The 26898-nt window shown below is 67.6% G+C and carries 20 protein-coding genes and 1 riboswitch; of the genes, 3 read left to right on the top strand and 17 right to left on the bottom strand.

The genetic code is table 11. From position 1 onward, the window contains the following. Window positions 1-6 precede the first annotated feature (6 nt). From treS to putA, 3 genes are all read left to right on the top strand, one after another. Window positions 7-3342: a maltose alpha-D-glucosyltransferase gene (gene treS, locus N0B71_RS23295; protein ID WP_259755175.1), complete on the top strand. Its 3336-nt coding sequence runs from the start codon at window positions 7-9 to the stop codon at window positions 3340-3342. Then, window positions 3339-5513 carry a 1,4-alpha-glucan branching protein GlgB gene (glgB, locus tag N0B71_RS23290; protein WP_259755173.1) on the top strand — a complete coding sequence of 725 codons (2175 nt, stop codon included), beginning with the start codon at window positions 3339-3341 and terminating at the stop codon, window positions 5511-5513. The genes treS and glgB overlap by 4 nt, the downstream gene beginning before the upstream one ends. A gap of 843 nt (window positions 5514-6356) precedes the next feature. Continuing rightward, on the top strand, window positions 6357-10295 hold the full coding sequence (putA, locus tag N0B71_RS23285; protein WP_259755171.1) for a trifunctional transcriptional regulator/proline dehydrogenase/L-glutamate gamma-semialdehyde dehydrogenase: 3939 nt from the start codon (window positions 6357-6359) through the stop codon (window positions 10293-10295). A gap of 200 nt (window positions 10296-10495) precedes the next feature. Here the strand turns inward: putA and N0B71_RS23280 are convergent, their stop codons facing one another. The 17 genes from N0B71_RS23280 to N0B71_RS23200 form a co-directional block, all read right to left on the bottom strand. Continuing rightward, entirely contained in the window at window positions 10496-11602 is a 1107-nt protein-coding gene (locus N0B71_RS23280; protein WP_259755170.1) for a DUF3396 domain-containing protein, read from the bottom strand. A gap of 17 nt (window positions 11603-11619) precedes the next feature. After that, window positions 11620-12324: a VRR-NUC domain-containing protein gene (locus tag N0B71_RS23275; RefSeq protein WP_259755168.1), complete on the bottom strand. Its 705-nt coding sequence runs from the start codon at window positions 12322-12324 to the stop codon at window positions 11620-11622. Further along, window positions 12321-12860 carry a PAAR domain-containing protein gene (locus tag N0B71_RS23270; protein WP_259755167.1) on the bottom strand — a complete coding sequence of 180 codons (540 nt, stop codon included), beginning with the start codon at window positions 12858-12860 and terminating at the stop codon, window positions 12321-12323. The genes N0B71_RS23275 and N0B71_RS23270 overlap by 4 nt, the downstream gene beginning before the upstream one ends. Before the next feature lie 397 nt (window positions 12861-13257). Continuing rightward, window positions 13258-14103, bottom strand: a complete 846-nt coding sequence (locus N0B71_RS23265; RefSeq protein WP_259755166.1) for an ABC transporter ATP-binding protein — start codon at window positions 14101-14103, stop codon at window positions 13258-13260. 5 nt (window positions 14104-14108) lie between these two features. Next, entirely contained in the window at window positions 14109-14939 is an 831-nt protein-coding gene (locus N0B71_RS23260; protein WP_259755165.1) for an ABC transporter permease, read from the bottom strand. Next, complete coding sequence (locus N0B71_RS23255) at window positions 14936-15703, bottom strand: hypothetical protein (RefSeq protein WP_259755164.1); 768 nt, start codon at window positions 15701-15703, stop codon at window positions 14936-14938. Before N0B71_RS23255 ends, N0B71_RS23260 begins: the two co-directional genes overlap by 4 nt. Further along, window positions 15691-16302, bottom strand: coding sequence for a cysteine hydrolase family protein (locus tag N0B71_RS23250; RefSeq protein ID WP_311197255.1), 612 nt, complete (start codon window positions 16300-16302; stop codon window positions 15691-15693). The genes N0B71_RS23255 and N0B71_RS23250 overlap by 13 nt, the downstream gene beginning before the upstream one ends. A gap of 23 nt (window positions 16303-16325) precedes the next feature. After that, window positions 16326-17105, bottom strand: a complete 780-nt coding sequence (locus N0B71_RS23245) for a creatininase (RefSeq protein WP_259755162.1) — start codon at window positions 17103-17105, stop codon at window positions 16326-16328. Further along, window positions 17102-17977 carry a DMT family transporter gene (locus N0B71_RS23240; protein WP_259755161.1) on the bottom strand — a complete coding sequence of 292 codons (876 nt, stop codon included), beginning with the start codon at window positions 17975-17977 and terminating at the stop codon, window positions 17102-17104. The genes N0B71_RS23245 and N0B71_RS23240 overlap by 4 nt, the downstream gene beginning before the upstream one ends. Then, on the bottom strand, window positions 17977-18729 hold the full coding sequence (locus N0B71_RS23235) for an SDR family NAD(P)-dependent oxidoreductase (protein WP_259755160.1): 753 nt from the start codon (window positions 18727-18729) through the stop codon (window positions 17977-17979). The genes N0B71_RS23240 and N0B71_RS23235 overlap by 1 nt, the downstream gene beginning before the upstream one ends. Before the next feature lie 76 nt (window positions 18730-18805). Then, window positions 18806-19828, bottom strand: a complete 1023-nt coding sequence (locus tag N0B71_RS23230; RefSeq protein WP_259755159.1) for a fatty acid desaturase family protein — start codon at window positions 19826-19828, stop codon at window positions 18806-18808. A 54-nt stretch (window positions 19829-19882) separates the two neighbouring features. Beyond that, the gene (locus tag N0B71_RS23225) at window positions 19883-20890 is read right to left on the bottom strand and encodes an ABC transporter substrate-binding protein (RefSeq protein ID WP_259755158.1); all 1008 of its coding nucleotides are present in this window, start codon (window positions 20888-20890) and stop codon (window positions 19883-19885) included. A 44-nt stretch (window positions 20891-20934) separates the two neighbouring features. Then, window positions 20935-21039: riboswitch (guanidine-I (ykkC/yxkD leader) on the bottom strand. Between the two features lie 223 nt (window positions 21040-21262). Next, window positions 21263-22432 (bottom strand): MFS transporter, encoded by a 1170-nt coding sequence (locus N0B71_RS23220; protein ID WP_259755157.1) that lies wholly within the window; start codon window positions 22430-22432, stop codon window positions 21263-21265. Window positions 22433-22552: 120 nt separating this feature from the next. Further along, window positions 22553-22693 carry a hypothetical protein gene (locus tag N0B71_RS23215; protein ID WP_259755156.1) on the bottom strand — a complete coding sequence of 47 codons (141 nt, stop codon included), beginning with the start codon at window positions 22691-22693 and terminating at the stop codon, window positions 22553-22555. Between the two features lie 629 nt (window positions 22694-23322). Next, entirely contained in the window at window positions 23323-25116 is a 1794-nt protein-coding gene (locus N0B71_RS23210) for an N-acyl-D-amino-acid deacylase family protein (RefSeq protein WP_259755155.1), read from the bottom strand. Next, on the bottom strand, window positions 25113-25856 hold the full coding sequence (locus N0B71_RS23205) for a sulfite exporter TauE/SafE family protein (RefSeq protein WP_259755154.1): 744 nt from the start codon (window positions 25854-25856) through the stop codon (window positions 25113-25115). The genes N0B71_RS23210 and N0B71_RS23205 overlap by 4 nt, the downstream gene beginning before the upstream one ends. Further along, complete coding sequence (locus N0B71_RS23200; protein ID WP_259755153.1) at window positions 25853-26764, bottom strand: bile acid:sodium symporter family protein; 912 nt, start codon at window positions 26762-26764, stop codon at window positions 25853-25855. The genes N0B71_RS23205 and N0B71_RS23200 overlap by 4 nt, the downstream gene beginning before the upstream one ends. Between the last annotated feature and the right edge of the window lie 134 nt (window positions 26765-26898).

Raw genomic sequence — 26898 nt, 5'->3', positions numbered from 1 at the left:
GCGACCATGGCCAAGCGCAAGACCCGCCCCTTTCTCGATGACCCGCTCTGGTACAAGGACGCGGTCATCTACCAGTTGCACGTCAAATCCTTCTTCGACGCCAACAACGACGGCATCGGCGATTTTCGCGGGCTGATCGAGAAGCTCGACTACATCGCCGAGCTGGGCGTGAACACCCTCTGGCTGCTGCCGTTCTACCCCTCGCCACGTCGCGACGACGGCTACGACATCGCCATGTACAAGGGCGTGCACCCGGACTACGGCACCCTGGCCGATGCCCGCCGCTTCATCGACGCGGCCCACGAGCGCGGCCTGCGGGTCATCACCGAACTGGTGATCAACCACACCTCCGACCAGCATCCCTGGTTCCAGCGCGCGCGGCGGGCGAAGAAGGGCTCCCAGGCGCGCAACTGGTACGTGTGGTCCGACGACGACAGCAAGTACGACCAGACGCGGATCATCTTCATCGACTCCGAGCAGTCCAACTGGACCTGGGACCCGGTGGCCGGGCAGTACTTCTGGCACCGCTTCTACTCGCACCAGCCGGATCTCAACTTCGACAACCCGCAGGTGCTGCGCGCGGTGCTCGGGGTGATGCGCTACTGGCTGGACCTGGGCGTGGACGGCCTGCGCCTGGATGCGATCCCCTACCTGATCGAGCGCGAAGGCACCAACAACGAGAACCTCCCCGAGACCCACGTGGTGCTCAAGCGCATCCGCGCCGAACTGGACGCCCACTACCCGGACCGCATGCTGCTGGCCGAGGCCAACCAGTGGCCGGAAGACACCCGCCCGTATTTCGGTGGAACCGACGGCGGCCCCGGCGACGAATGCCACATGGCCTTCCACTTCCCGCTGATGCCGCGCATGTACATGGCCATCGCCCAGGAAGACCGCTTCCCGATCACCGACATCCTGCGCCAGACCCCGGCCATCCCCGACAACTGCCAGTGGGCGATCTTCCTGCGCAACCACGATGAGCTGACCCTGGAGATGGTCACCGACGACGAGCGCGACTACCTGTGGAACTACTACGCCGCCGACCGCCGCGCGCGCATCAACCTGGGTATCCGCCGCCGCCTGGCGCCGCTGGTGGAGCGCGACCGCCGGCGCATCGAACTGCTCAACAGCCTGCTGCTGTCCATGCCCGGCACGCCGACCCTGTACTACGGCGACGAGATCGGCATGGGCGACAACATCTACCTGGGCGACCGCGACGGCGTGCGCACCCCCATGCAGTGGTCGATGGACCGCAACGGCGGCTTCTCCCGCGCCGACCCGGCCAGCCTGGTGCTGCCGCCGATCCTCGATTCGCTCTACGGCTACCAGAGCGTCAACGTCGAGGCCCAGGCCCGCGACCCCCATTCGCTGCTCAACTGGACCCGGCGCATGCTCGGCATCCGCAAGCAGCAGAAGGCCTTCGGCCGTGGCAGCATCACCATGCTGTCTCCGCCGAACCGGCGCATCCTCGCCTACCTGCGCCAGTACAAGCCCGAGGGCGAGGACGCCAGCGAAGACACCATCCTCTGCGTGGCCAACCTGTCCAATGCCGCCCAGGCGGTGGAGCTGGACCTCGCGGCGTTCGACGGCCGGGTGCCGGTGGAGATGCTCGGTGGCTCGTCCTTCCCGCCCATCGGCCGCATGACCTATCTGCTGACCCTGCCGCCCTATGGCTTCTACTGGTTCTACCTGGCCGACAGCCAGCAGATGCCGGCCTGGCACGTTAAGCCGGTGGAGCGCATGCCCGAACTGCCGACCCTGGTGCTGGCCCAGCGCCTGGGCGAGATCATGAATGGCGCCCCGCGCGAGCTGCTGGAGAACGACTCGCTGCCGCGCTACCTGCCCAAGCGCCGCTGGTTCGCCGCCGGGCGCCTGGAGGCGGGCAGCGCCCATCTGCTGTATGCCATGCCGCTGACCGAGGACGATGCCGCGCCGCTGGTGGCAGAAGTCGAGGTCAATGGGGGCGAGGGCGCTGAGCATTACCAGCTGCCGCTGGCTGCGGTGCCGGAGAAATCCAGCGCCGGCCACGACCTGCCGCAGCAACTGGCCCTGGCGCGCCTGCGCCGGGGGCGCCGCGTGGGGTTGCTCACCGATGCCTTCAGCCTGCCGCGCTTCAGCCGGTTGATCCTCAACCAGCTGCGCCAGGCGGCGACCCTCCAGGGCCCCGCCGGCGAGCTGCAATTCCTGCCGCAAGCAGGGCTGGCGCAGCACGCGGACATCGACGACGAAGCCGACATCCGCGTGCTGGGCGTCGAGCAGTCGAACAGCTCCGCGCTGATCGGCAATCGCCTGCTGCTCAAGCTGCTGCGCCGGGTCTTCCCCGGCGTGCATCCGGAGGCGGAAATGGGCGGCTATCTCAGCCGGCGCGGCTTCGCCAACATCGCACCGCTGCTGGGCGAGGTGCGCCGCATCGACGCCCAGGGCCAGCCGCACACCCTGATGCTGCTGCAGGGCTACCTGAGCAACCAGGGCGATGCCTGGAGCTGGACGCTCAACCAGCTGGAGCGCGCCATGCGCGACGGCCTGCTGCCCGGCGTGGAAACGCCCGAGCCGGAATTCGACCCGATGGCAGAGCTGCGCCTGTTCGCCGGCAAGTTCGGCCAGCGCCTGGGCGAGATGCACCAACTGCTGGCCGAGGCCACCGACGAGCCGGATTTCGGCCTGCACCGCAGCGCCGCCGCCGACAGCGCGATCTGGACCAGCAGCATCGGCGCGCAGCTCGAGCAGGCGCTGGAAGCGGCGCAGCGCACGCGCGAGCATCTGGATGAGCGCGGTGGCGTGATGCTCGACTGGCTGCAGGAAAAACGCGGCGAACTGCTGCAGGCGGTCGGCAACCTGGCGCGGCTGGCCGAGGGCGGGGTGATGATCCGCGTCCACGGCGACCTGCACCTCGGGCAGGTGCTGGTGGTGCAGGGCGACGCCTACCTCATCGACTTCGAAGGCGAGCCGAATCGTCCGTTGGCCGAGCGCCGCCAGCGCCACAGCCCGCTGAAGGACGTGACCGGTGTGCTGCGCTCCTTCGATTACGCCGCCGCCATGGCCCTGCGCAGCGCCCAGGGCACCGAGGCGCCCGCGGAGGTGCAGGCGGCCCGTGGCGAGTTGGCCCTGCGTTACCGCCGCGAGGCCCGCGACGCCTTCCTCGAGGCATACCGCGCCGCGGCGGTCGACCTGCCGCATGAATGGCATGGCCGCGAAGGCGAGGGCGCGGCACTGGCCCTGTTCAGCCTGGAAAAGGCCGCCTACGAAGTGCTCTACGAAGCCGGCCACCGCCCGGACTGGCTGGAAGTACCCCTGCAAGGACTATTCGAATTGGCACGACATCTGATTGGAGGACGTACATGACCCCGCGTAGCGACCTGGACCACCTGCAGCGTGCCGATCACGCCGACCCTTTCGCCTTCCTCGGCCCACACCGCGATGAAGACGGCGAGCTGGTGCGCGTGTGGCTGCCCGGCGCGCTGGCGGTGGAATTGCTGTCGCCCCGCGACGAGTTCCTCGCCGCCATGGAGTCGGTGGACGCCAGCGGCCTGTTCATCGCCCGCTTGCCGCAGAAGACGCCATACCGCCTGCGCATCCACTGGCCGGAGCACGAGCAGGTCACCGAAGACCCCTATGCGTTCGGTCCGTCCTTGAGCGAGCTGGATCTCTACCTGTTCGCCGAGGGCAATCACCGCCAGCTCGGCAAGTGCTTCGGCGCCCAGGTGATGGAACACGAGGGCGTGCCCGGCGTGCGCTTCGCCGCGTGGGCGCCCAATGCCCGGCGGGTGTCGGTGGTGGGCGACTTCAACGGCTGGGACGGCCGCCGCCACGTGATGCGCCTGCGTTACCCGGCGGGGGTGTGGGAGCTGTTCATCCCGCGCCTGCAGCCGGGTGAGGTCTACAAGTACGAACTGCTGGGGCAGGACGGCTTGCTGCCGCTCAAGGCCGACCCGATGGCGCTGGCCACCGAAATGCCGCCGGCCACCGGCTCGCGGGTGCCGGACCCGACGCCCTTCGCCTGGCAGGATGACGACTGGATGCGCCAGCGCGGCGAGCGCCAGGGCCATGATCGGCCGCTGTCGATCTACGAATTGCATGCCGGCTCCTGGCAGTGGGTGGACAACCGCGCGCCCACCTGGGACGAGCTGGCCGACCGGTTGATCCCCTACATCACCGACCTGGGCTTCACCCATATCGAGCTGATGCCGATCATGGAGCACCCCTTCGGCGGCTCCTGGGGCTACCAGCCGCTCTCGCTGTTCGCCCCCACCGCACGCTACGGCAGCCCGGCGGACTTCGCCCGCTTCGTCGATCGCTGCCACCAGGCCGGCATCGGTGTGATCCTCGACTGGGTGCCGGCGCATTTCCCCACCGACGCCCATGGCCTGGCGCACTTCGACGGCACCTCGCTGTACGAGTACGCGCATCCCTTCGAAGGCTTCCACCAGGACTGGGATACCTACATCTACAACCTGGGGCGCAACGAGGTGCATGGCTTCATGCTGGCCTCGGCGCTGCACTGGCTGCGCGAATACCACGTCGACGGGCTGCGCGTGGATGCCGTGGCCTCGATGCTCTACCGCGACTATTCGCGCAAGGAGGGCGAGTGGATCCCCAACCGCCACGGTGGCCGGGAGAACCTCGAAGCCATCGAATTCCTCAGCCACCTCAACGCCGTCGTCCACACCGAAGCGCCGGGCGCGCTGGTCATCGCCGAGGAATCCACCGCCTGGCCGGGCGTCAGCCGGCCGACGGAAGAGGGCGGCCTGGGCTTCGCCTACAAGTGGAACATGGGCTGGATGCACGACAGCCTCTCGTACATCCACGAGGACCCGATCAACCGCGGCTACCACCACCACAAGCTGACCTTCGGCCTGCTCTACGCCTTCAGCGAGCACTTCATCCTGCCCATCTCCCACGACGAAGTGGTGCATGGCAAGGGCTCGCTGCTGGGCAAGATGCCGGGCGACCGCTGGCAGCAATTCGCCAACCTGCGGCTGTTCCTCTCGATGATGTGGACGCACCCGGGCAAGAAGCTGCTGTTCATGGGCTGCGAGTTCGGCCAGTGGCGGGAGTGGGACCATGACGGCCAGCTGGACTGGTACCTGTTGCGCTATGCAGAGCACTTCGGCACCCAGGCGCTGGTCCGCGAACTCAACCGCCTGCTGCGCGAGGAGCCGGCGCTGCATGCCTTCGACGACCGCGCCGAGGGCTTCCACTGGCTGATCGGCGACGACTCGCTCAACAGCGTGTTCGCCTGGCTGCGCCTGGCTGGCGACGGCGCGCCGCTGCTGGTGGTGCACAACTTCACCCCGGTGCCACGCCCGCACTACCGTGTCGGCGTCCCCCTGGCCGGGCACTGGGAGGTGCTGTTGAACAGCGACGCCGACGCCTTCGGCGGCTCCGGCGCCGGTAGCCGCGGAACCCTGGAGAGCGACCCGCATGAATCCCACGGGCAGACCCAATCCCTCGCGCTGGACCTGCCGCCCCTGGGCTGCCTGATCCTGCGCCCGGCGGGAGACGCCACCCTGTAGGAGCGGGCCACGCCCGCGAAATGCCTCGCGGCGGAATCCGCTGGTTCCGGTGCAATCAGGAAAAAGGCGCGCGCCGCAGGGTTCGCGAGCAAGCTCGCTCCTACAGTCGGCGTTGGAGCGGGCTTCGTCCGCGATCGCGTGCATGGCACGCTCCTACAGGTGGGCTGGCGCTTGTGTAGGAGCGGGCCACGCCCGCGACCCGCCGGCAGGGCCGGCGTTGTGCGGGTTCGCGAGCAAGCTCGCTCCTACTGGCCAGCCTTGGCATAGGGGCGGACTTCGTCCGCGATCGCGTGCATGGCACGCTCCTACAGGGGGGCGGTTCGTGTAGGAGCGGGCCACGCCCGCGATCCGCCGGCAGGGCCGGCGTTGTGCGGGTTCGCGAGCAAGCTCGCTCCTACAGGTCGGCCCAGGCGTAGGAGCGGACTCCGTCCGCGATCGCGTGCATGGCACGCTCCTACAGGGGTGGCGGTGCGTGTAGGAGCGGGCCACGCCCGCGACCTCGTCGGCGGGGCCGACGGGGCTCCATCCCCGGCGAGGCTTTCGCGGGGTTGTCCTGCGCACCGGTCTTCCCCCGCAAAACCGAAGGGTTGCACCTTTTTCAACCCTGGCACGAACACTGCTTTCCTCCTGCCGTCCGGCCGCTCCTCGCGACTTGTCGCCGGGCGAGCGCGTGGCCGTGCTCCGTTTGGTAGCGCCGTGTGTGGGAAATGTCACCGGTTGCACCGGATTTGCGCGTACGACCAACCGCTTGTTTTTATTGGGTTGCACCTGGTTGCACCTTGCGATTCGGCGGTATAACCTTGCGCCGTTTTTCAGGCACACCTTCTAACAACAGGAAGCCCCATGGCCACCACCACCCTTGGCGTGAAGCTCGACGACGCCACCCGCGAGCGCCTCAAGCTGGCTGCCCAGCAACTCGACCGTACCCCGCACTGGCTGATCAAGCAGGCCATCTTCTCCTACCTGGAGCAGGTGGAAGGCGGGCTGACCCCGGCCGAGCAATCCGGTCTCGCTGCCGCGGCGGGCGAGGAATCGCTGGATGCGCTGAACGAACAAGGGCTGCAGGTCTTCCTCGATTTCGCTGAAAGCATCCTGCCGCAGTCGGTGCTGCGCGCGGCCATCACCGCCGCCTACCGCCGCCCTGAAACCGAGGCGCTGCCGATGCTGCTGGACCTGGCCCGTCTGCCGAAGGAGCAGGCCGCCGCCGCCAGCAAGATGGCCCTGGGCATCGCCGAAAAACTGCGCAACCAGAAGAATGCCGGTGGCCGCCAGGGCCTGGTGCAGGGTCTGCTGCAGGAGTTCTCCCTGTCGTCCCAGGAAGGCGTGGCGCTGATGTGCCTGGCCGAGGCGCTGCTGCGCATTCCGGACAAGGCCACCCGTGACGCGCTGATCCGCGACAAGATCAGCAACGGCAACTGGAGCCAGCACCTGGGCCAGAGCCCGTCGATGTTCGTCAATGCGGCCTCCTGGGGCCTGCTGATCACCGGCAAGCTGGTGTCGACCCACACCGAGGCCGGCATGTCCTCGGCGCTCAACCGCATCATCGGCAAGTCCGGCGAGCCGCTGATCCGCAAGGGCGTGGACATGGCGATGCGCCTGATGGGCGAGCAGTTCGTCACCGGCGAGACCATCGCCGAGGCCCTGGCCAACGCGGCCAACATGGAATCCAAGGGCTTCCGCTACTCCTACGACATGCTCGGCGAAGCCGCGCTGACCGATGAGGACGCCAAGCGCTACCTGGCTTCCTACGAACAGGCCATCCATGCCATCGGCAAGGCCTCCCACGGCCGCGGTATCTACGAAGGCCCGGGCATCTCGATCAAGCTCTCCGCGCTGCACCCGCGCTACAGCCGTGCCCAGTACGACCGGGTGATGGACGAGCTGTACCCGACCGTGCTCGGCCTGGTGAAGATGGCCCGCGACTACGACATCGGCATCAACATCGACGCCGAGGAAGCCGACCGCCTGGAAATCTCCCTCGACCTGCTCGAGCGCCTGTGCTTCGAGCCGTCGCTGGCCGGCTGGAACGGCATCGGCTTCGTCATCCAGGCCTACCAGAAGCGCTGTCCGTACGTGATCGACTACGTGATCGACCTGGCCAAGCGCAGCCGTCACCGCCTCATGATTCGCCTGGTGAAGGGCGCCTACTGGGACAGCGAGATCAAGCTGGCCCAGGTAAACGGCCTGGAAGGCTACCCGGTCTACACCCGCAAGCCGTACACCGACGTCTCCTACCTGGCGTGCGCGCGCAAGCTGCTGGCGGTGCCGGAATCCATCTACCCGCAGTTCGCCACCCACAACGCCCACTCGCTGTCGGCCATCTACCAGCTGGCCGGGCAGAACTACTATCCCGGCCAGTACGAGTTCCAGTGCCTGCACGGCATGGGCGAGCCGCTCTACGAGCAGGTGGTGGGCAAGGTCGCCGACGGCAAGTTCAACCGTCCGTGCCGCATCTACGCACCGGTGGGCAGCCACGAGACCCTGCTGGCGTACCTGGTGCGCCGCCTGCTGGAAAACGGCGCCAACACCTCCTTCGTCAACCGCATCGCCGACCACAGCATCTCCCTGCAGGACCTGGTGCTGGACCCGGTGCTGCAGGTCGAGCAGATGGCCGCGCAGGAAGGCACCCTGGGCCTGCCGCACCCGCGCATCCCGCTGCCGCGTGACCTCTATGGCGAGGCCCGGCTGAACTCCGCCGGCATCGACCTGGCCAACGAGCACCGCCTGGGCTCGCTGTCCTCGGCGCTGCTGTCTAGCACCAACCACGCCTACCTCGCCGAGCCGAGGCTGGGCCTGGCCGACGCCGCGCCGGGCGAGCCGCAGCCGGTGCGCAACCCCGCCGACCACCGTGACGTGGTGGGCCACGTTCGCGAGGCCAGCGAAGCCGACGTCAACAACGCCATCCTCGGTGCACTCTCCAGCGCGCAGATCTGGCAGTCCACCCAGCCGGCCGAGCGCGGCGCCATCCTGCAGCGCGCTGCCGACCTGATGGAGGCCGAGATCCAGTCGCTGATGGGCGTGCTGGTGCGCGAGTCGGGCAAGACCTTCGCCAACGCCATCGCCGAAGTGCGCGAGGCGGTGGACTTCCTGCGCTACTACGGCGCCCAGGCCAGCACCCACTTCGCCAACGACAGCCACCGCCCGCTGGGCCCGGTGGTGTGCATCAGCCCGTGGAACTTCCCGCTGGCGATCTTCAGCGGCCAGGTGGCCGCCGCCCTGGCCGCTGGCAATACCGTGCTGGCCAAGCCCGCCGAGCAGACGCCGCTGATCGCCGCGCAGGCCGTGCGCATCCTGCTGGAAGCCGGCGTGCCGGCTGGCGCCGTGCAACTGCTGCCGGGCCGTGGCGAGACCGTCGGCGCCCGCCTGGTGGGCGATGAGCGCGTGCGCGGCGTGATGTTCACCGGCTCCACCGAAGTGGCCGGCATCCTCCAGCGCAACATCGCCGGCCGCCTCGACGCCCAGGGCCGCACCATCCCGCTGATCGCCGAGACCGGCGGCCTCAACGCGATGATCGTCGACTCCTCGGCGCTGGCCGAGCAGGTGGTGGTGGACGTGGTCAACTCCGCCTTCGACAGCGCCGGCCAGCGCTGCTCCGCGCTGCGCGTGCTGTGCGTGCAGGAAGACGCCGCCGACCGCGTGGTGCAGATGCTCAAGGGCGCCATGGCCGAGTACCGCGTCGGCGCGCCGGAGCGCCTGCACACCGACATCGGTCCGGTGATCGACGAGGAAGCCAAGGCCAACATCGACAAGCACATCCAGGCCATGCGCGACAAAGGCCGCAAGGTGTTCCAGAGCGCCCGCCTGGACGCCGAGGAAATCAAGCGCGGCACCTTCGTCGTGCCGACTTTGATCGAGCTGGACAGCTTCAGCGAACTCAAGCGCGAAATCTTCGGCCCGGTGCTGCACGTGGTGCGCTACCAGCGCGCCGACCTGGACCAGTTGCTCGCGCAGATCAACGAATCCGGCTACGGCCTGACCCTGGGCGTGCACACCCGCATCGACGAGACCATCGCCCAGGTCGTCGGCACCGCCCATGTCGGCAACCTCTACGTCAACCGCAACGTGGTGGGCGCGGTGGTCGGCGTGCAGCCCTTCGGCGGTGAGGGCCTGTCCGGCACCGGTCCGAAGGCTGGTGGCCCGCTGTACCTGTACCGCCTGCTCTCGACCCGCCCGCAGGATGCGGTGGCCAACCAGCTCAAGGGCGATGGCGCCCAGGCGCTGCCGCGTCCGAAGGACGCCCAGCAGGCCGTGGAAGCCCTGGCCAAGTGGGCCGGGCAGAAGGACGCCGCCCTGGCGAGCCTGCTCAGCGGCTACGGCGAGCTGGCTCAAAGCTTCACCCAGCAGGTGCTCACCGGCCCGACCGGCGAACGCAACACCTACACGCTGCTGCCGCGCGAACACGTGCTGTGCCTGGCGGAAGACCGTGCCGACCTGCTGGCCCAGCTGGCCGCGGTGCTCAGCGTGGGCAGCCGTCCGCTGGTGGCCGAGTCCAACGCCGCCGTGGTCAAGGAACTGCCGAAGGAAGTCGCCCAGCGCATCGAGCTGGTCGCTGACTGGAGCGCGACCGACAAGGTGTTCGACGCCATCCTGCACCACGGCGATTCCGACCAGCTGCGCGCGGTCTGCGAACTGGCCAGCCAGCGCAAGGGCGCCATCGTCGGCGTCACCGGGCTGAACCGCGGGGAGACCGACATCCCGCTGGAACGCCTGCTGATCGAGCGTGCCCTGAGTGTCAACACCGCCGCTGCCGGCGGCAACGCCAGCCTGATGACCATCGGCTGACGACCGTGCCGGGAGCGCCTTACCGGGCGCTCCCGGCCAGCTTCAAGGCCGCCACCGCGGCCACCGGCCCGCCAGCCCCCGGGTGGAGCTACCCGCTCCCGGCAGGCCGTCTCCCTCGCGCCTCCTGGCGCACTCCGTTTCGGGCAACAGGCCCGGCACAACGGCGGGGCTACCCGCTCCGCCGCTTTTTAAAGCTCCACCTACCCTCGTTCGCCCTGGATTCGCTCCTTCATCAGGCAGTTTTCCGCTGTCAGGGGCGGCTCATTAGCCAGGAGTTTGTGCTGATAATCCGGAATCTCGAAGTCTTGCACGTCCAACCGCTTGAGCCACTGATCGGCGGACCAGCCGACCAGGCGGTATTCACCATCGTGGGAGCCGCCATGCAGCGAGCCGACGGTTTCGTAGCGAATGCCTTTGAGCAGATGGTTCAGCAGCACATAGGGCGCGGGCTTGGGGTCTTCGGTGTCGCCAGCGAGATAGGGATAGGCGCCTGATTGGATGATCACGCCGCCGCCGTAGTCGTAGAAAGCGAAGTGGCTGGGGGGCAATTGGCTGCGCAGGGCGTCCAGGCCGCCAGCCAGATTGAGGCGTTCCTGATCGAGCAGGGTCAGCCAACTGACGGTTTTTATTTTGGGGAATTTGAACTGGGGTCGATTAGCCAGTAGTGCAGCAGTGCCTACATCCAGACCTAACATGCGGTCAGCCATGAAGGCTTCGGTTGGCTCGTTATCATCCCGTTTGTTAACAGAAAGATTGAAGGCATGGCCGGCATATCCTTGTTCTGGCTTTAGCCGTCGAGAAAACTCGAAGAACAACTGCAGAAAGCTCAGTGGGTGTTGTTCTTGGTACAAAAGAGGAACGGAAAACTCTAATACACTAAGGCTGTTCCCCATGTTAGCTTGCCACGCACGCTTGCCATAAATCTCGAAGAGCCAAGCGCCGGCGTCACAGGATTGTTTTCCGTTGATATAGTAAAAGCTTAAGTGGTCATCTTCATCCATCTGAGAAATCATATCGCGCAGGGAGTTGGCCTTGGAGTATTGTACTAATGGATCTCCTTGAGGAGGTTCTTCACGCCATAACCAAGTTAGGTGGGGTTCTGAAAACTTATTAAATTCATCGAAACACTGACACAAGGCTTCACGTACGAGCTGTGTATGAGCATCTCTGAAATAGAGGGTGCCTCGCAGACAAAGTACGGCTCCGACGTAGTCTTCTCGTCCACCTTTCATCAGCAGGTTGCCGGGCATTTCTACCAGATGAGGTTGTTTAGTTAACTCTGCAGCTAGATCAAATGGATGTTTCATGGTGTGCTCCTCGGAGTTCAATAGGCTGGAATGGTCTGAGGGATGCGACTTTTGCCACGGGTAATGATGAACATAATTGCTCCTGCCACTGTCGCGGCCCAACCAAGCTCCTTGGTTGAAATCTTCGTCTCCTGCTCCTGTTGATTGCAATCACATTCAGTGGCTTTCAGTACAACGACTTTCTGATCATCCTGAGTAATTTCTGCGTAAGCATCCTTCTGCTCATTGCTGGCTGGATCTGGCGGAAACTTCATCTCCACGACCTGCTTGATATTGTCCCGTGTCGGCGGCTTGGTCGGGTCCTTGACAATGACTACATCGGGGCGGCGAATCATCCCTTTTCCTGGCTTGAACGGCGGATGCTCCGGGTCTTCATCCCAGTACTTCCTGATCCACCCCGGTATCCAGCCATGGGGGCTGCTGCCGGTCTGACTGTCCAGCATGGGTTGTGGTGGGTTCTTGGTCATGTCGTAGCTGACTTCGGGTTTGTAGGGGCTGCGCTTTTGAAGGATCTCATCCAACTCCCCCAGCCGCTGGGCCACGCAGGCTTGTTTGAGGTTCCTGCCGTCCTGGCTGATATTGGGGGTGCTGCTGCAATAGCAGACGGCGGAGCAGAGCACCTTTTTGTCCTGCGGGTCGAGTTCGGGTTGGCCGGTTCGGATGGGAGTTTTCACCCCGCCCGACTCCAGGTTGCCCTGACCGAGGCTTGGCTGATCGCTCATGCTTCATCTCCATAAACGAGGTCGAGGTAGATGGGCTGCGGGGTGTCGCGATCGACCCAGGCGGTCTGGCCCTCTGCGTCGGTGGTTTCGATGGCGCTCCAGCCGTCGTCGGTCCAGACCTTGACCTTGCGCCCGGCGATGGGCTTGCCGGTTTTCTGGTCGATCAGCTGGAAGCGCCCTGAGTACGGGCCCTGTGGGCGCGCCGTGGTACGTGCGGCAATGAGGGCGTCGGCGGCCTGATGGGCGGCGGCGTACTGCTCCTGAATCTGCGCCTGGGTGGTGGTGTACTGGGTGGCGGAGCCGTACACGACGTGGTTCGGGCAACTGCAGGCCACCTGATCGCCCGTGGCGACGTAGGGCTGGGCTTCAAACCAGTCATCGGCGGTGCCGATGATGGGGAAGGCACCATTGCATTTGCCGCACCAGGCCAGGTCGCCCTTTTGGGCAATGGGCTTGTTGCCTTCCAGCCAGGTGCTGGTGGCGGAAATGATCTTGCCGTAGGTCGTCTGGTCGCCCAGACAGGCCAGTGCTCTCATCGCGTGTTCCTCGAGCTGGGTTCATTACCACTGGCTGCTACCGGTACGAGGACAGGAGGTGCCTCACCGGTAGCGAGGTGCGCATGCCTTGCGGGCATGCCGGGAGGCTGGAAGCTATCAGTCGAGGATTGGCGTGAGAGCGCAGGGGCGAGGAAGGGGAAGGTTCAGTCCTGCTTTGCGGCGAAGGCTGCCGGGCAGAGGGGAAATGGTGAGGTTCGAAGTCGGAACCGGGCGACTTGCATGACTTTCAGGGGCGGACATTCAGGTCCTCAAGCACCTTGTCTGTAGGAGCAAGCTTGCTCGCGAACCGCTTGATGCCGGATAGGACTGGCTGTCCACAAGACCCGAGAGCGGTTTATGGCGGAGCTACCCGCTCCGCCGCTTCCCCTTTCGCTGTTCAGACCGGCGCTGCCGTGCGGGTCAGTTGCTCCAGCAGTTCCAGGTCGGTGCTCATGCCCGAGGTCTCGCGGATGCGCGCGAGGATCTCCTTTTTCAGGGCGATGAATTCCGTTGCCATCTTCATGTCCTGGTTGCGCTCGGCCGGCAACGGCACCTCGTAGACGCTGTCGATGCGGCCGGGGCGCGGGGCCATCAGCACCACGCGGCCGCCCAGGTAGATGGCTTCCTCGACGTCATGGGTGACGAACAGGATGGTGCTGTTCTCCAGGCGGTGCACATGGCGGATCAGGTCGTGCATCACCTCGCGGGTCTGCGCGTCCAGGGCGCCGAAGGGCTCGTCCATCAGCAGGATCTGCGGCTTGGGCATAAGCGCGCGGGCGATCGCCACGCGCTGCTGCATGCCGCCGGAGAGCTGGCTGGGGTAGGCCTGGGCGAAGGCCGAGAGGCCCATCAGGTTGAGCAGCGCGTCGGCGCGGCCGCTGGCGACCTCCACGTCGGCATCGCCGCGCACGGTGTCGGACACCACCTTGAGCCGGCGGCAGAACTTGATGTTCTCCATCACCCGCAGCCACGGGTACAGGCTGTAGTGCTGGAACACCATGGCGCGGTCGATGCCGGGGCCGTCCACGGCGCGGCCATCGACGAGGATCTCGCCGCCGCTGTGGCGCTCCAGGCCGCCAATGCTGCGCAGCAGGGTGGACTTGCCGCAGCCCGAGGCGCCGACGAAGGTGACGAACTCGTTGGCGCGGATGTCCAGGTTCACGTCCTGCAACGCCTGCACCTGCCGGCCCTGGCTGCTGAAGACCTTGTCGACGTGGCGGATGGCGATCTTGTTCTGGCTCATCGGATTTACCTCTTCATCCAGGGGAAGGCCACCCGACCGAGCCAGCGGAACGCCTGGTCGGTGAGCAGGCCGATGACGCCGATCAGCAGGATGCCGGCGAAGATCTTGTCGGTCTGCATGTAGCGCTGGGCGCGCAGGATGGCGTAGCCCAGGCCGGAGTTGGCGGCCACCAGTTCGGCCACCACCAGGTAGGTCCAGGCCCAGCCGCAGGTGATGCGCAGGGTGTCCAGCAATGCCGGGCGCGCCGAGGGCAGCACCACCAGGCGGATGATCTCGGCGCGGTTGGCGCCCATGGTCTGCGCCGCCTCGATCTGCGCCAGGGGCACGCGGCGCACGTCCTCGGCGACCATCAGCACCATCTGGAAGAAGGTGCCGATGAAGATAATCAGCACCTTGGAGCCTTCGTCGATGCCGACCCAGAGCATCACCAGCGGGATGAACGCCACCGCCGGCATGTAGCGGATGAAGTCGGTGAGCGGTTCGAGGAAGGCCTGCACCGGGCGGTAGGTGCCGATGTACAGGCCCAGCGGCAGGGCGATCACCGCGGAGGCGAGGAAGCCGGCCATGACCCGGTAGACGCTGATGGCGATGTCGCCGACCAGACCCTCGTCGCTCCACCAGTGGCCGATGCGCGCCAGCACCGCGTCCGGGCCGGGGAAGAACATCGGGTTGGCCAGCCCGGCGGCGCTGTAGGCCCACCACAGCAGCAACGGCAGCAGCAGGCCGGCGGCGGCCAGGGTCCAGACGGCGCTGCGCGGCAGCTCGCCACGGATCACCCACCAGCGCTGGCGGGCAGGTTGCGTGGCAGGGCGGGGCAGGGGTTGGTGGGCGGTCATGGCGTCACCTCCACTTCGGGGAATAGGGGCCGCTCGCAGGGTTGCCAGCCACCGGCCGGCGGCTTCGCGCCCAGGCGGTTGAGCCAGCGGGCGTCGCGCAGCAGGTCGGGGTGGTCGGGATCGGCGTCGGCGGGCAACAGACGGGCGGCGATGCGCGCGGGCAGGGTGCTCAGCTCGATCTGCCAGGGCATCGCACCGCCCTGGTGACGGCCAAAGCTCAGTTCGAAATCCAGCAGCTCGGCGTTGTCTCCGTCGAACAGCGCGGCCAGGGACTCGGCGTGCGGCAGCGCCAGGCGCCGTCCAGCGGCGAACAGGAAGCAGTCGCCGGCCAGCAGCAGGCAGCCCTGGCGGCCATCGGCGCCCAGCAGCCAGGTGCCGCGGTTGCGCCCAAGGGATTCCGGCAGGCGTTCCCAGACCTCGTGGTAGCTGCCGTCCTGGCCGTCTTCCAGCACCTTTTCGCTGTCGACGAAGTGCATGCGGCCGATGTCCTCGCCGCCGTTGGGCGGCTGGAAGTCGATCGCCCGATGCCACTGGCAGATATCCCCGGTGACCTCGGTGATGCCGGCGAATCCGGCCTGGGTGGCCAGTTGCGCGGGCGTTTCGGGTGCCGGCAGCGGAATGCGCAGGTCGGCGAACAGGCGCTCGGTCTGCAGCCAGTAGACGCGGGTGCCGGTGTCGTGGATGCCCGCCGTGGTGGTCAGCAGGGTGCGTTGCCAGACGCCGAGGTAGGCGGGCGGTACCGCGGGAAGGTTCAGGCCAGGCACGGGTTTTCCTCCCATTCGGCGAGCACGGAACGACTGTCCAGCACGCGGCCGAACAGCCCGCCTTCCACCGCCACCATCGCCAGGGCGGCGGCGTGCAGCTCGGCGCTCGGCGAGCCGCAGGCATCGCTGACCAGCGTGCAGGCATAGCCCAGTTCCACCCCGGCGCGCAGCGTGGAGGACACGCAGACTTCGGTTGTCACGCCGCACAGCACCAGATGGCCGATGCCGCGGCGGCGCAGCAGCAGGTCCAGGTCGGTGTAGGCGAAGGCGCTGTAGCCGGGCTTGTCGATCACCGGCTCGCCGGCCAGCGGGCGCAGCTCGTCGATCAGGTCGTGGCCGTATTCGCCGCGCACCAGCAGGCGGCCCAGCGGGCCGCGGGCGCCGATGGGCGCGCCGGCCTGTTCGGCGCGGCGGCGTTTGCTTTGGTGCAGGTCGCTGAGGTCCGGGCGATGCCCTTCGCGGGTGTGCACCACCAACAGGCCCTGGGCGCGGGCGCTGTCCAGCAGGCGGGAGATGGCGGGGATCGGTGCGCGCAGGCGGCCGATCTCCAGCCCCGCCTGGTCGGCGTAGCCGCCGGGGGCGCAGAAGTCGCGCTGCATGTCGATGACGATCAGGGCACTGCTCACAATGCGAACTCCTTGCGCACCGCGGCGGCGATCCCCTGGACGATGTCCTTCGCCATGCGCAGGCCCTTGTCGGGGCTGGAACCGCGCGCCGACGACAGCACACCCGAGGGCGGCACCCATTCGGTGCGGCTGGGGTACATGTCGTAGGGGGGGAAGTCGGCCGGGCCGTCGTCGGGAATCAGGTCCAGGCGCACCAGGTTGGGCAGGTAGTGCAGCATCAGCGAGGTCTCGATCACCGCCGCGTGCTCCAGGGCGAAGCCGGGGAAGCCGTCAGGGAAGACGTCGTTGAGCGTGGCCTGGCTGCAGAAGTCCCAGTGCTCCAGGCGCATCACGTCCAGCGGGCTGGAAGGGCCCCGTTCGTGCAAGGAGAGTTCACGCAGGGCGAGCTGGATGCCCTCGGTGACGAACCACTGGTTCTCGTAGTGCCCATCCACCAGCACCAGGCGGGTGACGCCATGGCGGGCGAACTCGCGCACGGCGTCGCGCACCAGGGCGATCAGGGTCTGCCCGTCGAGGCTGGTGGTGCCGCAGAAATGCTGACCGCCGCCGCACTTGGGCTGCGACTTGTAGCCGTAGGAGAGGGCGGGCGCGACCAGGCCGTCGACCTGGCGGGCGACGTCTTCGCACAGCGCACTGGCCAGCAGCGCATCGGTGCCCAGCGGCAGGTGCGGGCCGTGCTGCTCGGTGGCGCCGCACGGCAGGAACACCACGGGGGATTGCTCGCGCACCCGGCGCGCGTATTCGACCCAGCTGAGCTGGTCCATGCGGACAGTCATGTTTCGGCCTCGCAGAGAGTGGGGGAAGAGTCAGCAGACGGGCGCGCGGCGATCAGCGCCGCGGCCAGCACCAGGGAGCCGCCGAGCCATTCGCGCAGGCCCAGTTCGCGCTCGCCGAACCAGGCGGCAGTGAGCACGGCGACCAGCAACTCGATCACCACCAGCACGGCGGCGCGGCTCGCTTCGACGTGGCTGAAGCCGTATTGCGCGGCGCCCATGGCGGCCAGCCAGAACAGCCCGAAGCCGGCCAGCTGCAGCCATTGGTGAGCGTCGAGGGTGGGCAGTGGCGTGCCTTGCAGCAGGCAGAACAGGCCGCCCAGCGCGGCGCTGCCGATGAAACCGACCACCGCCTTGCTGGCCAGCGGCACCTGTTCGGCGGCGCGGGTGGCGAGGTTGTTGAGGGCGAAGGCGAAGCCGGCGGAGAGCGCCAGCCAGTCGCTCGGTCCCAGCGGGCGAAAGGTCTCGCGGCTGACGCCCAGGGTGAGGGCGATGCCGAGCATGGCCAGCGCCAGGGCGCCGAGCCGCGCGGGGGTGAGCTGTTCGCCGAACAGCAACCGGCCTCCCAGCAGGCCCCAGACCGGCGCGAGATAGAACAGCAGCATGGCGCGCACCACGTCGCCCTCGGAGAGCGCCGCCACCAGCCCGGCGGTGGCCCAGCCGCCGAACGCGCCGATGGCCAGCAGGGCGCCGCGCTGGGGCCACCATTGCCGGCGTTGGCGCAGCACCAGCGGCACGGCCACCGTGCACAGCATTCCGTAGGTGCAGAGCACCACCGGCATGCCGGACAGGCCCTGGCCGGCGAAGTGCGCCAGGGGCATCCAGCCCAGGCCCCAGATACTGGCGCCCAGCAGCAGGACGAGTTCCGCGCGCATCAGGCACCCATCCAGGCGCCGCCGTTGGCGCCGAGCATCTGCCCGTGGAAGAAGCTGGCGCCGGGCGAGACCAGGAACAGCACCGCCGCGGCGATCTCCTCGGGCTGGCCGAGACGCCCGGCGGGGATCGCGGTTTCGCGGGCGATCATCGCCTCGCTCATGTGCTCGACCGAGACCATCGGCGTGTCCACCGGCCCCGGCGCCACGCCGTTGATGCGGATGTGCGGGGCGAATTCCCGCGCCAGCGCCTTGGTCAGGCCGATCACCCCGGCCTTGGCGGCGCAGTAGGCGGCGTAGCGTTCGCGGCCGAGCTGGCCCAGCTCCGAGGCGATATTGACGATGCAGCCGCTGCCGCGCGCCTGCATGTGCGTCAGGGCGTGGCGACAGCAGCGGTACACGGCATGCAGATCGACGCCGAGCAGTGTCGCCCAGTCGTCCTCGCTGGTATCGAGAAAAGGCTTTTCCAGGATGATCCCGGCGTTGTTCACCAGGATGTCCAGGTCGCCGTCCGCCAGCACGCGGGCGAACATCCCGGCGACCTGTTCCGGCACCGCGACGTCGGCCTGAATGGCGTGGGCGCGGCCGCCAGCGGCCGCAATGCGAGCCACCAGCGCAATGGCGGCTTCCGGTTGGTCGAGGTGGTTGATCCACACCTGCGCGCCGGCCTCCGCCAGTGCCAGGGCGACGGCTCGGCCAATGCCCTGGGTGGCGCCGGTGACCAGCGCGGTTTGTCCTGCGAGCGGTTTGCTCATCGCGTCACCCCGCCATGCCTGAGCGACAGCGCCTTGTCGGTGATGCGTACGCGTGTGCCCCGGTAGTCGATCATGTTCAGACCGCCGTCAGGAACGAGACGCCCACGGCGCCGTAGAAGCCATCGGCGCGGTCCTTGCCCGCCGGCGCGACCTCGCCGTAGTGGTCGTCCACCACGCGGCGCAGGCGGTGCTGGTGGAAGCTCTTGAACAGCAGGTGCATCGGCAGCAGCTGGGCGTAGTCCTCGCCGTACAGCTCGTGGTGCAGCCTGCGCAGGCGGTACCAGGGCGCGACGGGCTTCTCGTGGTGGGCGTTGTGGTAGGCGAAGTTGAGCAGCAGCAGATCGAGCACCGGCCAGCGCACCGAGACCACGTTGGAGTAGGTGTTCATCTGTTCGTAGGTGCGGTCGCGGGCCTTGTCGTTGGGGATCTTGCCGCCGTCCTCCAGCACCGCGAAAGCATCGTAGGTGTGCTGGTAGGCGTCGGTGAAACGCAGGACCACGATCATCAGCGTCCAGGCGACGAAATAGAGCACCAGCGCCTTGGGCGACGCCGCCGCCACCCCGGCGAACAGCGCGCCGCGCACCAGCAGGGTCAGCGCCACTCGGCGGCGGTTGGCGCGATGGCGGGGGTTGTCGGTGATGAAGGGCAGGAGGATCACGTAGTAATGCATGATCAGCTCGATGGCCGGCACGTAGGCCCATTCGGCGGCCAGTACCAGGCCGCGCACCCAGCGCGGGCTGCGGGCGAGGAAGGCCTTGGTGTCGAAGGTGATCACGTCGGCGCGGTCGACGTGGTGGCGCATGTGCTTGCGGCGCAGGTCCTGGAAGCCGGCGTAGCAGCTGCCGCACAACCAGCTGCAGGCCTCGCCGGCCCAGGTGTTGTGCTCGGGCCGGGCGAAGATGGTGCCGTGGGCGAATTCATGGATCAGGTACGCCGCGACGATCATCGCGTGGCCCAGCAGCAGGGTGCCGGCGGCGTTGAGCAGCCAGCTATCGGCGAACAGCTGGGCGAAGCCGGCAGCGTAACCACCGAAGGCATAGGCCAGGGCCAGGCTGTTGGGCAGCCGGCCATCGGCGTAGCGGTACAGGGACGCGGACATGAAGAACCTCCGTGGGCGCTCCCGCCCTCCCGGCAGGAGCGGTAGGTGGGCGCCTTACTGGGCGAGGGCCTGGACGAACTGCGCGTCGAAGGTCTGGGCGAGGTCGGGGATCGCCGGGATCTGGCTGTTGTCCTTGAGCAACTGGGCGATCACCGCGCCGCTGCCGAAGAAGGAACTGGTGGCGTCGGACTTCTCGAAGTTCCTGCTCATCTCCGCCAGCGGGATGTTGTACACCCCGGCCATCTGCTCCTTGGCTTCGGTGGCGCTGACGCCCAGCACCTTGCCAATGATCTCGGCGGATTCGTCCGGGTGCGCCTTCATGTAGGCCAGCCCGTCGGCGTAGCCCTGGATCATCGCGGTGATCGCCTTCTGGCGCTTGCCGATCACCGCCTGGTTGAACACCAGCACGTCGGTGATCAGGCCCGGCGCGTCCTTGGAGGAGTACACGACGTGGAACTTGTCACCGGGCATGCCGAGGATCTGCGAGACGTTGGGCTCGTAGGTCACGCCCACCGGCAGGCTGCCGGAGGCCATGGCGCCGGGGATGCCCTCGGGCGTCATGTTCACCGGGCTGATGTCCTTGTCGCTCAGGCCGTGGCTCTTGAGCGCATAGGCGAGCAGGAAGTCGGACGGCGAGAGCGGGTTGAAACCGATCTTCTTGCCCTTGAAATCGGCGACGGAGGTGATCGATTTGTCCGCGACGATGGCATCGCCGCCGTTGGAGAAGTCGATGGGCATCACCACGCGGTAGGGCTGGCCCTTGGCGACGCCGCCGACCACCTGGTCGTAGGTGAGCATGCCGCCGTCCAGGGCGCCGCCAGTCATCGCGGTGGGGATCAGCGCCGGGTCGTTGAAGAACTGCAGCTCCACCTTCAGGCCGTGGGGCTTGTAGAGGTCGAGTTTGTCGGCGACATAGAAGGGCGCGTAACCGGCCCAGACGACGGTGCCGATCTTGAGTTTTTCGGCGGCCTGGAGCGTCAGCGGCACGACCCCGGCGGCAGCAAGCAGACAGGCACCGAGCAGGGTCTTGCGCAGGGAACGCAGGGAAAGCGGCATGGTCATGGCATTGCTCCTAACGGTTGGAAATCGGCACGGGATGACATCACGTCTCCCGGGCTTTTCTCCCGCCGTGTAGCCCTGTCCCTAGGGCCGGAAAACTCTCGGACCAGACGCCCTTCTCGCGAAAGACCGGAACCCTAGTTCGCCTGTGGTGCAACTCCACTGTGTGCCTTGCTGCGTTCGCCCACCCGGTGGCTGCCTTGCCGTGGGTGATGCATCCCGTTGCAGGGGACAGAGCAATTGAAATGCCAGTTTTCCCGCTGCGGAAAAACCACCGGGGATTTCAATCGTTTAGCTGAAACCCCGGGTTCGCGGAGGGTGCCGCCGACCTGCAGGCGGGCACCAAGTCGATGCGCCTTGCCTTCTATTGAGGCATCAGGCGGTGCGCGCGGCGCTGCGCTTGAGCGACGCCGCCGCCGTGGCCACGAACAGGCCGGCAGCCAGTGCCAGGGCCACCGGCACGCCCTGCGGGCCGAGGTCCATCAGGCTGCCGCTGAGCAGCGGCCCGAGCAGGCTGCCGACACCCCAGAGCATGCCGGCGGCGGCGTTGGCGGTGACCAGGTCGCGACCGCGGAAACGCTGGCCGATCAGCACCAGCGCCAGGGTATAGACGCCGCCGGCCACCGCGCCCAGCAGCATCAGCGCCGGCCACAGCAGTGACGGCTGGCCGATCAGCCAGGGCAGGCCGAGGCCGATCAGCATCGCCGCGACACCGCAGGCGAGGTGCAGGGCGGGGCGATCGACCCGATCGGAGAGCCAGCCCAGCGGCAACTGGCAGAGCATGTCGCCGAGCAGGATCACCGTGGCCATGAACGCGGCGATGCCCACCGCGTAGCCGTGGCTGGAGGCGTAGACCGGGAAGAGCGACAGGACCACGCTGTCGAAGAAGGAGAAGAACAGCACGCCCATGCACAGGGCCGGGGCGACCCGCAGGAAACCGGCGAGGGAGAAGCTGCGCGGCTCCTCCACGTGCTCATGCAGGCCCTCCTCGGGCATGGCGATGGCCACAGTGGCCAGGGCGATCAGGTGCCCGGCGCTGACCAGCAGCACCACCCAGGGCGTCTGCGCGCCGAGCAGCGCCACCAGGGTCGGGCCGAGCAGCTGGAAGGCGGTGAAGCTGGTGGCGTAGAGGGCCACGATGGTGCCGCGATTGTTCTCGCCGCACAGCTCGTTGACCCAGGCCTCGCCAAGGATGATGGCGATGCCCATGCCGACACCCAGTGCCAGCCGCGCCGCGGCCAGCAGCCAGAGGGAGTGGCTGCTGAACTCGATGGCGGCGGTGCTCGCGGTACACAGCACGAAGCACAGCAGGTACAGGCGGCGCCGGCTCATCAGCTGGCAGGCGCGGTCCACCAGGGTGGCGGCGAGGATCATGCCGGCCGCCGGCACGGCCGAGAGGATGCCGATCTGCAGCGCGCTGGCGCCGTTGTCCAGCAGGCGCAGCGCCACCAGCGGGAGCGTTGCACCCAGGCTCAGGCCGACGATGGAGACGGCGAACAGCAGCACCGCCAGCAGCGGTTTGTCGAGGGTAGTTGGGGTAGTCATGAAACCTTCTCTTGCCCGAGCTTTCCAGCGGCGGGCGTACCAATGCATGCGAGCCCGCGGCGGCTGCCGGTGGGCGGAATCGGAATGCGGAAATGCCAGCGCGAACGCGCGGCGTCCGGCTCAGCAGCCGGCGGGCGGGGAGAAGGTGAAGGCGAACAGCACGCTGCGGCGACGGCGCAGCGCGGTATCGATCTTGCGTACGCGCGGAGGCTCTCGCAGCAGGGCGAGGCTCGGATCGGCGAAGCGCTGGAACGGGGTCATGGTGCGGGTAACACGGGGCTGTCGGAAACCGCGCACTCTAGTGAGTGCGCGGCGGGGCGTCAATCTCGGCCAGCTGCGCGGTATCGCGCCAAGCCCCGGCACGATGCCTGTTGTAGGAGCGAGCCACGCCCGCGAACCGCGGACGGAGTCCGCGCACCCGTCGTGTGTCGGCACCGTAAGCCCTGCTTACGGTTCGCGAGCATGGCTCGCTCCTACAAGGGCCAGCGGGGATGATTCCCTGTAGGAGCGGGCCACGCCCGCGAACCGCGGACGGAGTCCGCGCACCCAACGTGTATCGGCCGTAAGCCTTGATTACGGATCGCAGCGTGGCTCGCTCCTACAAGGGCCAGTGGGGATGATTCCCTGTAGGAGCGGGCCATGCCCGCGAACCGCGGACGGAGTCCGCCCCCCCAACGTGCATCGGCACCGTAAGCCTTGCTTACGGATCGCGAGCGTGGCTTGCTCCTACAAGGGCCCTTCGAGGGATGATTCCCTGTAGGAGCGGGCCATGCCCGCGATTCGCCGGCAAGGCCGGCGTCAATAGGGTTCGCGAGCAAGCTCGCTCCTACAGGTTCAGGAGCGAGGGGGACGCCATCGTTATTGCTCGCGAGCCAGAGCCCGCAGCGTAACTACTGGCCGAATGCCGGTGCTCCCGCAGGCGCTTCTTGCGGCCGGCTCAGCACGTCCCGCCCCGGAAGGAACCGCCCGAAACCGCGCTCCTTGCCCAATGCCTCCGGGAACCCGCTGCCGCGCCGATACGCCACGCGGCCGTTGATCAGCGTGGCCTCCACGGCATCGTCATTGCGCTTGACCAGGCGCGTCAGGCCGATGACCTCCATGGGAGCTTCGCAGACCTCATCCAGTTCGTCAGTCAGCCCGGCCGGATTGATCACCACCAGGTCGGCGCGGTCGCCGACGCGGATGTAGCCGGCGTCGATCCCGGCGAAGTCGGCCAGCTCGCCGGTCAGGCGGTGGATGGCGCGCCCCGTGTCCATGAAGCGCTGCCCGGCCAGCTCGGCATCGCGCACGTACTTGAGCATGCGCAGCGGGAAGTTGTACTGCGCGTGCGACGCCAGGTGCGCGCCGGAGTCGGCGAAGCCCGGCTGGGTCCAGGGGCTGGCCAGCAGCTTGGCCATGATCTCGGGGCGGTGGTTGCCGTAGCAGGTGGTCCACTTGAGAGCGTTGCGGTACTGGCCGGCCAGTTCGAAGAAGGCGTCCACAGGGTCCAGCCCGCGCTCGCGGCCGATGTCCTCGAAGTTGCGGCCGACCAGGGTGGCGTCCGGGCATTCGCGCACCCAGCAGTCGGACAGGTTGCGGTGCCAGAGGCCGAGGCTGAGGGTGGCCTTGATGTCCTTCTTGAAGCGCTCGCGGAAGGCTGGGTCCTGGATGCGCGTGTAGAGCTCCTCCGGGTCCTTGATGTCGCGCAGCACTTCGCCGGCGCCGAACTCCTCGAAGCCGTTCATGTTCAGCCCCTCGATGCGCACCACGAAGGGCGCGGGCAGGGTCTGCCAGCGGTAGCGCCCGCGCAGCAGGCGGTTGGCGACCCAGCCGGAGGCGCGGGTGATGCGGTGCATGAAGGGCTGGGATTTCAGGTCCAGCGCGGTGAGCATCGAGCATTTGAGCGGGCGGCGGAACCAGCCGTGGGCCTGGTAGAGGAAGGCGAACACGTTGATCTTGGTGACCGCATTCGGCGCGCCCTGCATCAGCGCGTTGCGCCGGCGCAGCACGGCGAACAGGCGGGAGAATTCCTTCCAGCTGGCGAACGTGGAGGGCAACGGGCTGGACCAGGCGCGGTCGCCGTCCATCTTGTCCAGGCGCGTGGTCATCACCGAGAGGCCGAAGCAGCCGGCGTCCAGCGCCTGCTCCAGCAGTTCTTCCATGCGGGCAAGTTCCGCTTCGGTGGGCTTGGCGCCGCTGATGGCGCGCTCCAGGCCCATCACGGCCACGCGCAGTTCGGAGTGGCCAAGGAAGGAGCAGAGGTTCGGCCCCAGCGGCTGCTGGTCGTAGAACGCGCGATAGCCCTTGGCGTCCTGCCAGGTGCGCTTGTCGCGCAGGATCGGCAGGACCTGCTCGCGCGGCACGGCTTCGACGCGGGTGAACAGGTCCGAGCAGTCCTCGGCCTCGCCCAGCACCATGCTGATGGAGCAGGAACCGACCGATACGGTGGTCACGCCGTGGCGCACCGATTCCTTCAGCGCCGGCGCGGCGATGGCCTCGGCGTCGTAGTGCGAGTGGATCTCCACGAAGCCGGGGGTGACCCAGCGCCCGCTGGCGTCGATCACCTCGGCGCAGCCGGTCTCGTCCAGCGGGCTGAGGCTCAGGGTGTCGATGCGTCCGTCCTTGATGCCGACGTGGCGCAGGCTGCCAGGGGCATCGCTGCCGTCGAAGTACAGGCCGTTCTTGATGATGATGTCGTAGCTCACAGGAGGCTCCAGGGCGACAGCAGCAGGACGCCGCTGACCAGCAGCAGGCAGTGGATGGCCAGGCGGAAGTGGTGTTCCTCGAAGCGATGGTGCAGGCGTTCGCCCAGCCAGACGCCGAGCAGCAGTAGCGGGGCGTAGGCGAGCACCTGGGGCAGCGCCGGGCGCAGGCGGCCATCGAGGAGGAAGGCCAGGGTCAGCAGGCCATTGAGGGTGAACCAGACGCACACCAGGGTGGCGCGCAGGCGGGTCTTGTCCAGTGGGCGGGTGGCCAGCGCGTAGACCAGCAGCGGGCCGCCCGAGGCGAACAGGCCGTGGCAGACGCCGGCGGCGCCGGTGGCCACGCGCACCACCCAGTTCGGCGTTCGGCCGCGCTCCGGGGCACTGGCGCGCAGGCGCCACAACTCGCGGCCGGCGAACCAGAGGATCAGCACGCCGAGGCCGCGCTTGAGTGGCTGCGGGTCCAGGTGTGGCAGCAGCCGGTAGCCGATCGCCATGCCGATCAGCATGCCTGGCAGCACGGTGCGCAGCAGCAGGCGCGTGTCGATCAGCCGCCGGTGTCGCCAGCAGAGGTAGCCGGTCATGCCGATGTTCAGCGGCACCAGGATCGGCAACAGCGTGTCGATGGGCATCAGCAGCGCGCCGAGGGACAGGGCGATCACCACGCTGCCGAAACCGGTGATGGCTTCCAGGGTATACGCCAGCAGGATAAAGCCACCCAGGGCGATGGCGGGCGCATTCATGGCGCCGTCACCGCGGCGGCGCGAGGCTCGCGCCGCGCCCAGAGTTGCGCCAGGACCAGCCCGGAGAACAGCTGCCAGCAGCCCCAGAACGCCGCGATCAGCAGCATGCCGCCGGCCTGCGGGAAGAAGGTGAGGATCAGCGCCATGCCCAGCGCGGAGTTGTGGATGCCGCTTTCCAGGGTGACGGCGCGCACGTCGGCATCCGGCAGCTGCCACAGCCGCGCGCAGGTGTAGCCCAGCAGCAGCGCCGTGCCGTTGAGCAGCAGCACCAGCCAGAAGAACAGGTGGAACCAGGCCATGAACTGCTGGAAGTTCTTGGCGAAGGCCATGCCGACGAAACCGAGCATGACCAGCAGCGACAGCTGCCGCAGCGGTTTCTCCAGGCGCCGCGCCAATTGAGGCTGGTGTCGGCCCAGCGCCATGCCCAGCAGCATCGGCAGGATCAGCACCAGCACCACCACGCCCACCAGTTCCAGCGGGTCGATGTGGATCTGCGTGAGGCGGTCGCGGGTCGCCGGGTTCAGGCCGGCGTACAGGGCGAAGTTCAGCGGCGTGAAGATGCCCGCGCTGAGCCCCGACACGGCGGTGACGCTGGCCGATACCGCGACATTGCCGCGGGCCATCCAGGTCATGATGTTGGAGAAGGTGCCGCTGGGGCAGGTGGCCACCAGGATCATCCCCAGCGCCAGTTCCGGGTCGATGGGCAGTGCGATGGTCAGCAGGCAGGTGGCGGCCGGCAGCAGCAGGAACTGCACCAGCATGCCGATCGCCGGCGCCTTGGGCTGGCGCAGGATGCGGGTGAAGTCGTCGCGGCGCAGTTCCAGCGACACGCCGAACATCATCAGGGCGATGATGGCGTTCAGCGCGATCATCGAGCCGCCGGAGAATTCGAGATGGACCTCAGGCATTGCCGCTCTCCCGTCGGATCTCGGAAAAGGGCGTACGAACGGCAGCCGGCGGCACGGGCGCGGCTTCGGTGGGATTGGGCATGCAAGGCGACTCTTGTTTGAATTTATCGTTGTAATTGGCAAGCATAGGGGAG

The organism is Pseudomonas sp. GCEP-101 (genome assembly GCF_025133575.1).
In the GTDB taxonomy this organism is placed as follows: Bacteria; Pseudomonadota; Gammaproteobacteria; order Pseudomonadales; family Pseudomonadaceae; genus Pseudomonas; species Pseudomonas nitroreducens_B.
This window is presented reverse-complemented; position numbering and strand designations above follow the sequence as displayed.

What these genes read in the sequence shown, in the direction of transcription:
- N0B71_RS23230 (WP_259755159.1), bottom strand. Translation starts at nt 19,828, where the DNA reads ATGTCCGCGTCCCTGTACCGCTACGCCGATGGCCGGCTGCCCAACAGC.
- N0B71_RS23220 (WP_259755157.1), bottom strand. Translation starts at nt 22,432, where the DNA reads ATGACTACCCCAACTACCCTCGACAAACCGCTGCTGGCGGTGCTGCTG.
- N0B71_RS23265 (WP_259755166.1), bottom strand. Translation starts at nt 14,103, where the DNA reads ATGAGCCAGAACAAGATCGCCATCCGCCACGTCGACAAGGTCTTCAGC.
- N0B71_RS23205 (WP_259755154.1), bottom strand. Translation starts at nt 25,856, where the DNA reads ATGAATGCGCCCGCCATCGCCCTGGGTGGCTTTATCCTGCTGGCGTAT.
- N0B71_RS23260 (WP_259755165.1), bottom strand. Translation starts at nt 14,939, where the DNA reads ATGACCGCCCACCAACCCCTGCCCCGCCCTGCCACGCAACCTGCCCGC.
- N0B71_RS23245 (WP_259755162.1), bottom strand. Translation starts at nt 17,105, where the DNA reads ATGACTGTCCGCATGGACCAGCTCAGCTGGGTCGAATACGCGCGCCGG.
- N0B71_RS23280 (WP_259755170.1), bottom strand. Translation starts at nt 11,602, where the DNA reads ATGAAACATCCATTTGATCTAGCTGCAGAGTTAACTAAACAACCTCAT.
- N0B71_RS23240 (WP_259755161.1), bottom strand. Translation starts at nt 17,977, where the DNA reads ATGCGCGCGGAACTCGTCCTGCTGCTGGGCGCCAGTATCTGGGGCCTG.
- N0B71_RS23200 (WP_259755153.1), bottom strand. Translation starts at nt 26,764, where the DNA reads ATGCCTGAGGTCCATCTCGAATTCTCCGGCGGCTCGATGATCGCGCTG.
- N0B71_RS23270 (WP_259755167.1), bottom strand. Translation starts at nt 12,860, where the DNA reads ATGAGAGCACTGGCCTGTCTGGGCGACCAGACGACCTACGGCAAGATC.
- N0B71_RS23225 (WP_259755158.1), bottom strand. Translation starts at nt 20,890, where the DNA reads ATGACCATGCCGCTTTCCCTGCGTTCCCTGCGCAAGACCCTGCTCGGT.
- N0B71_RS23275 (WP_259755168.1), bottom strand. Translation starts at nt 12,324, where the DNA reads ATGAGCGATCAGCCAAGCCTCGGTCAGGGCAACCTGGAGTCGGGCGGG.
- glgB (WP_259755173.1), top strand. Translation starts at nt 3,339, where the DNA reads ATGACCCCGCGTAGCGACCTGGACCACCTGCAGCGTGCCGATCACGCC.
- putA (WP_259755171.1), top strand. Translation starts at nt 6,357, where the DNA reads ATGGCCACCACCACCCTTGGCGTGAAGCTCGACGACGCCACCCGCGAG.
- N0B71_RS23250 (WP_311197255.1), bottom strand. Translation starts at nt 16,302, where the DNA reads ATGCAGCGCGACTTCTGCGCCCCCGGCGGCTACGCCGACCAGGCGGGG.
- N0B71_RS23235 (WP_259755160.1), bottom strand. Translation starts at nt 18,729, where the DNA reads ATGAGCAAACCGCTCGCAGGACAAACCGCGCTGGTCACCGGCGCCACC.
- N0B71_RS23215 (WP_259755156.1), bottom strand. Translation starts at nt 22,693, where the DNA reads ATGACCCCGTTCCAGCGCTTCGCCGATCCGAGCCTCGCCCTGCTGCGA.
- treS (WP_259755175.1), top strand. Translation starts at nt 7, where the DNA reads ATGGCCAAGCGCAAGACCCGCCCCTTTCTCGATGACCCGCTCTGGTAC.